The organism is uncultured Meiothermus sp. (assembly GCF_937863175.1).
In the GTDB taxonomy this organism is placed as follows: domain Bacteria; phylum Deinococcota; class Deinococci; order Deinococcales; family Thermaceae; genus Meiothermus.
This window is the reverse complement of record NZ_CALMCQ010000014.1, coordinates 1-5,950: the sequence shown is the minus strand read 5'-3', so window position 1 is coordinate 5,950 and position 5,950 is coordinate 1. Positions and strand designations below refer to the sequence as shown.

At 60.8% G+C, this 5,950-nt stretch carries 5 protein-coding genes; 2 read left to right on the top strand and 3 right to left on the bottom strand.

Going from position 1 to position 5,950, the window contains the following annotated elements; all coding sequences use genetic code 11:
• The coding region (locus Q0288_RS00615) for a valine--tRNA ligase (RefSeq protein WP_299425585.1) at positions 1 to 2,476 on the bottom strand (2,476 nt) is incomplete at its 3' end.
• Positions 2,477 to 3,096: 620 nt separating this feature from the next.
• On the opposite strand from Q0288_RS00615, the gene Q0288_RS00610 reads away from it, so the two are divergent.
• Positions 3,097 to 4,266 carry a M20 family metallopeptidase gene (locus Q0288_RS00610; protein WP_299425582.1) on the top strand — a complete coding sequence of 390 codons (1,170 nt, stop codon included), beginning with the start codon at positions 3,097 to 3,099 and terminating at the stop codon, positions 4,264 to 4,266.
• A 280-nt stretch (positions 4,267 to 4,546) separates the two neighbouring features.
• Here Q0288_RS00610 and rpsI read toward each other — a convergent pair whose 3' ends face one another.
• Both rpsI and rplM read right to left on the bottom strand, forming a co-directional pair.
• Positions 4,547 to 4,933: a 30S ribosomal protein S9 gene (gene rpsI, locus Q0288_RS00605; protein ID WP_299425579.1), complete on the bottom strand. Its 387-nt coding sequence runs from the start codon at positions 4,931 to 4,933 to the stop codon at positions 4,547 to 4,549.
• Positions 4,933 to 5,373, bottom strand: a complete 441-nt coding sequence (rplM, locus tag Q0288_RS00600; RefSeq protein ID WP_299425576.1) for a 50S ribosomal protein L13 — start codon at positions 5,371 to 5,373, stop codon at positions 4,933 to 4,935. The genes rpsI and rplM overlap by 1 nt, the downstream gene beginning before the upstream one ends.
• A 238-nt stretch (positions 5,374 to 5,611) precedes the next feature.
• Here rplM and Q0288_RS00595 point away from each other — a divergent pair, with 238 nt between their 5' ends.
• Complete coding sequence (locus Q0288_RS00595) at positions 5,612 to 5,896, top strand: 4a-hydroxytetrahydrobiopterin dehydratase (RefSeq protein WP_299425573.1); 285 nt, start codon at positions 5,612 to 5,614, stop codon at positions 5,894 to 5,896.
• The last annotated feature ends 54 nt before the right edge of the window (positions 5,897 to 5,950 follow it).

Here is a 5,950-nt window from a genome sequence, read left to right as displayed (position 1 = left end):
GCTGGCGTTCTTGAAAGCTGCTCAGGTCGCCCTCGGGCTGCAAGTACACGGTGGTGCTGGCGGTGACCTGGGCGATGGCTTTTTCGGGGGTGCCCAGCGAGGCCCGGGCCTTGCCCAGAAAGCGGAACAGGGCCAGGTTTTCCATGACCAGCGCAGCCCCATCCCCTTCCAGCTGGACTGCAATTTCTTGTTGGGGTGGAATACCCAGTTCCGCCCGCAGGTTGCGGGTCGCAGTGATGGTGGCTTGCAGGGTCTCGAAGGCTTTTTCGGCCTCCGGCTCACGTTCGCCGAAAGGAGGCCAGTCCTGCAAGGCCAGTTGCCTGGTGTCGCCGGTCAGGGTCTGGTATAGCTCGGAGGTGATGAAGGGCATGATGGGGTGCAGCAGCTTGAGCAAGGCTGCCAGGGTGGACTCGAGGGTTAGCAGGGTATCCGGATTGCCCTCGCGCAGGGCGGGTTTGGCCGCCTCCAGGTACCAGTCGCAGAACTCACTCCAGACCAGGTCGTAGGTTAGGCGGGCGGCCCGCCCCAGGTCAAAAACCTCGTAAGCTTCGGTGATTTCGGCGATGCCCCGGTTGAGGCGGGACTGCATCCAGCGGTCGGCGAGGGTCAAGCCCCCTCTGTCCCCCTCTAATAGGAGGGGGGCTTCGGCGCCTTCTCGGTTTACTGGAGGGGCTGGTGGGGTCTTATTCATCAACACAAACCGGGCCGCGTTGTAGAGCTTGTTGGCGAAATTGCGCCCCTGTTCGTAGCGCCGCTCGTCGTGGCGGATGTCCTGCCCGCCTGTCGCCAGGTAGTCCCAGGCGAAGCGGCAGGCATCGGCCCCATACTGGTCAATGAGGTCGAGGGGGTCAATGCCGTTGCCCTTGCTCTTGGACATCTTCTGGCCCTTCGCATCCAGGTATAGCCCATGCAGCACGACGGTGTGGAAGGGAGCCTGTCCAGTGAACTCGTAGCCCGACATCTGCATCCGGGCCACCCAGAAAAAGATAATGTCGTAGCCGGTTACCAGCACGTCGGTGGGGTAAAACTTTTTGAGATCGTCGCTATCTTCGGGCCAGCCCAGGGTCGAGAAGGGCCACAAAGCCGAGGAGAACCAGGTGTCGAACACGTCCTCGTCACGTTTCAGGTTCAAGTGAGCGTACCGGGGATCCTGGTCGCAGTCGAGGTCGGGGTTATCCGGGTCGGGTACGTAGATGCTGCCCTGGTCGTCGTACCAGGCCGGTATCTGGTGGCCCCACCAGATCTGGCGGCCCACCGCCCAGTCGCGGATGTTCTCGAGCCAGTCCCGGTTGACCTTCTCCCAGCGCTCCGGAACCAGGCGCATCTCGCCCCTGTCCAGTCCGGCCAGCACCTTCTCAGCCACGGGCTTCATCCGCACAAACCACTGGGTTAGCAGCATCGGTTCGACCGGGGCTCTGGTGCGCTCGGAGTAGCCCAGGGCAATCGAATAGTCCCTGATTTCGCGCACGTACCCGGCCTCTTTCAGCGCCCCCACTACCGATTTGCGGGCCATAAAACGCTCGTGGCCCCTGAACTGCTCGGGCACCAGCTCGCCCACCAGGCGGCCCCCGAGGTCAATCACGCTGGGCATCTCGAGGTTGTGCCGCTGCCCAATCTCGAAGTCGGTGGGATCGTGGGCGGGGGTGATTTTGAGCGCGCCGGTACCAAACTCCATCAGCACCGCCTCGTCGGCAATAATGGGGATATAGCGCTCGGTGAGGGGGATGCGGGCCTTCTGGCCGATCAGATGCCGGTAGCGCTCGTCGGCGGGGTTCACCGCCACCGCCACATCGGCGAAGATGGTCTCGGGGCGCACTGTAGCGAGGGTGATCTCGCCGCCCTCTTGCAGGGGGTAGGCCAGGGTGTAGAGCTTGCCAGGGGTTGGCTCGATGCTCACCTCGAGGTCGCTGACCACGGTCTGGGCCACCGGATCCCAGTTCACGATGCGCTGGCCCCGGTAGGCCAGCCCTTTGTGGTAATACTCCACAAATTCGCGCCGTACTGCACGCGAAAGTCCTACGTCCATGGTGAAGCGCTCGCGGCTCCAGTCGCACGAAGCCCCAATGTGGCGCAACTGATGGAGGATAGCACCACCGTTTTTTTCCTTGAACTCCCACATGCGCTGCAAGAATTTCTCGCGCCCCAGGTCGTGGCGGGAAAGCCCTTCCAGGGCCAGCTCCTTTTCCACCAGCACCTGGGTGGTGATGCCGGCATGATCGGTGCCTGGCAGGTAGAGGGCCTCGTAGCCCTGCATGCGCTTGAAACGGATGATGGTGTCAATGATGGTATTGTCCAGCGCATGCCCCAGATGCAGGTTGCCAGTCACATTGGGCGGCGGTATCACGATGGTGAAGGGGCCTTTGCCCTTGTGGGCATTCAGTTCGGGCTTGAGGGGGCTGCTCGCCCACCACTGGGCCCAGCGCGGCTCCACCGCCTGTGGATCGTAGGTTTTGGGAAGTTCTCTGTTCTGGGTCATTCTTTTGCTCCTGGGCGCGGGTAGTAATTGATTTCTATCGCGGATGGCGGACGCAGGGGCTGCCCCCGAAGGGCAGGTTGAGGCGTCGGCCCTCGAGCCTTCTGGTTTTGATAGTCAGATTGACCATGCTATGCTCTCCCATTTCCACCTCCCACAAACAAACATCCGTACAGCCTTTGCTGCACGGACGAGGCAAACCCCGTGGTACCACCGCGCTTCCGAGAGGGTCGAGGTTCAGAGGTCGAGGGCTGTGTACTGCTCAATTCTGGCCCCGAACCCTGGACGCTAGACGCACCCACGGCACTCGGATCTGCTGTTACGGGCAGTCCCGGCAGGCTCTACTGGGCCAGGGGCGGTTCTTCCTGCGGGCTCGAGGGCGACGTTCGGCTTTTTCGGTTCCCAGATGCTCTTCCAGCCAGTGGAGCATCCTCTCTGGGGGGCGTAAAAAACCTACTCCTCCCGGTCAACGCCTGTGGCCAGTATACAACGATGACGCTCAGAGCGTTTTTTTGTCTCTTCTTGTAGAGCCTGTTGGGTGTTTTAGCTACCGGTCTGTTTGAGAGAAAGGGGTTCTTCTCACACAGTTGACGGCCTGGCTGTCTGATGTTTGACTAGGGCTTATGAACATTCGAGAAGCCATCGCCGAGTTGACGCCAAGCCTGATCGAGATGCGCCGTGACTTTCACCGCCACCCCGAACTGGGTTTCCAGGAGGTACGTACCAGTGCCAGGCTAGCCGATTTTTTAGAAGGATTAGGGCTCGAGGTCACTCGAGGCATAGCCCAGACCGGCGTAGTAGCCAGCCTGAAGGGGGCTAAACCGGGCAAGACCGTGCTGGTGCGGGCCGACATTGATGCTTTGCCGATTCACGAAGACTCTGGGGTGGACTATGCGTCCCAGACGCCAGGAGTTATGCACGCCTGCGGACACGATGGGCACGCAGCCATCGCAGCCCATGTGGCGGCGGTTTTTGCTCGCTTCAGGGATCAGCTTGAAGGCGAGGTGCGTTTTGCTTTCCAGCCTGCGGAAGAAATTGTTTCCGGGGCGCGCCCGATGGTGGAGGCTGGGGTACTGGAAGCGGTGGATGCAGTTGTGGGGCTGCACCTGTACAGCCTGTTGCCTGCCGGGAAGGTGGGGGTGCGGCCCGGCCCTTCCATGGCCGCCGCCGATGCTTTCACGCTACACCTGCGCGGTAAGGGCTCGCACGCGGCCATGCCCCACGAAGGGGTGGATACGGTACTGATGGCCTCCCAGATTATCGTGGCTTTACAGAGCCTGGTCAGCCGCGAGACCGACCCGGTCAACACCTCGGTCATCACCATTGCGACCGTTACGGCGGGGGAAGGGGCCCACAACATCATTCCCGAAACCGCCGAACTCAAAGGTACCCTCCGTACCTTCGACCCTGGCCTGCGCGAGAAGCTCATCCGCCGGATTGGCGAACTGAGTCAGGGTATTGCGGTCGCGATGGGGGGTCGCGCCGAGGTTACCTGGCTGCGCGGTTCTCCTGCAGTGGTTAACGATCCCACGATGGTCGAGCGGTTCCGCCGGGTGGCCCGTCAGGTGGTGGGGGAGGAGTCGGTGCTCGAGGTGCCCCCGGTGATGGGCGGCGACGATATGTCGGAGTTTTTAAACCGCTGCCCAGGAGTATATTTCTGGCTGGGTGCAGGCGATCCCGACCCCACCCGAAACCGTGCTCATCACCATCCCGGATTCTGGATTGACGACGAGCGTTCGCTGCCACTGGGCACCGAGTTGATTAGCCGAGCCGTGCTGGACTTTTTGCGGTAAGTGCTGGATTATAGCCTATACGAAATTTTGTTAGGCAGCCATCGCCTGGGTCGCGTGCGTGGGTGCGCTTTCTCCGACAACCGGTCACTACCAGGCTCCTGGGGCCGGGTAGCAGTCCTCAAAATCCGCTGGCTCAGACTGGTCTGCTTCCCTTTCCTGAGTACGCTCACAATGCCCGTGGGAGGTTGGTCTGGGTCGGGCGAGGGAGCATGTTCATGAAGTCGTACCGTTGGCCAAAAAAGTCCCCGCCCTGCAGGGCGGGGACTGATAAGACGGATACCTAGCGCTTGCTGTACTGTGGAGCACGGCGGGCCTTGTGTTTGCCGTATTTCTTGCGTTCGACCTCGCGGGGGTCGCGGGATAGCAGGCCGGCGGGCTTGAGCCTGGCCCGAAGGTCGCCGTTGTAGTTGACCAGGGCCCGGGCAATGCCAAGCTGGATCGCATCCACCTGTCCGGCTTTGCCGCCGCCCTCAACTGTGATATAGGCATCAAAGCGGTTGCTGACGTCCACCCGGCGCAAGGGTTCCAGAGCCGACACAGCCTTGACCAGGCCCCCAAAGTAATCGGCAAAAGCTACGCCATTGATTTCGACCTTACCGCTACCGGGGCGCAAGAACACCCGCGCTACGCTGGTCTTTCGACGGCCCGTACCGTAATACTGTTCCATTATTCGACCTCCATCTTAACGGGTTTCTGAGCCGCATGGGGATGGCTTGCTCCCGCATAGACCTTGAGGCGGCGGAACATGACGCTACCCAGAGTGCCTTTGGGAAGCATGCCCTTAACCGCATGCTCGACCGCCTTAACTGGTTTTTCGGCCAGCATCACGGCCCCCACCGTGCGCTTGAGGCCGCCGGGATAGCCCGAGTAGTGGGTATAGACCTTGGTGCGGGGCTTGGAACCTTTAAGCTGCACCTTGTCGGCGTTGATGACCACTACACAGTCGCCTGTTGCCATGTTGGGGGTGAAGTCGGGTTTGTGCTTGCCGCGCAAGACCGCAGCAATCCTGGAGGCCACCCGTCCAATGGACTGGCCTTCGGCATCAATTAGAACCCAACCGGGTTCTTTGGGTTCAGGAACAAACGTCTTGAACACTACTTTCTCCATTTTGCGCAGGCGCCTACCAACGCTGTCGCAGATAGTGAATTGCTTTTATTTGGGTGGCTCGGGGAAACAACCCAAAAAAAGCGCCAACGCGAAGTATAGCACACTCTTTTGCGGTCTTGCAAACGAGAATAGCAGGCGATGGATACTTTCGGGAGGCATTTAGCCATGGGAAAAAGCCGTTTTGTCTCGAAGGGCTAGGCGAAGCCAGATAGGGCTTGTTGGGGAAGGAGGGACTTTTGTGGCGACCAAACTAAATGAAGGGGAAATCCAGAGCAGCCTGCAAAACCTTTCAGGGTGGGCCCTGGTGGGCGGCAGGATAGAGAAGACCTTCACGGTTAACTCCTATGCTGAAGGGGTGGCCTTCGCGGTCAAGGTGGCGCTGCGTGCAGAAAAAGCCGATCATCATCCAGATAGCCTGGAAATCATGTGGGGCAAGGTGAAAGTGGCCTATGCAACCCATTCGGCAGGGGGGGTCACCCGGCTCGACCTCGAGGCGGCTGCACAGACGGACACCCTGGTCTAGGGCGGTTGCGGTAGCAGGCGCACCCATCCCCGGAGCCCGGAGGCGGTTTTCCAG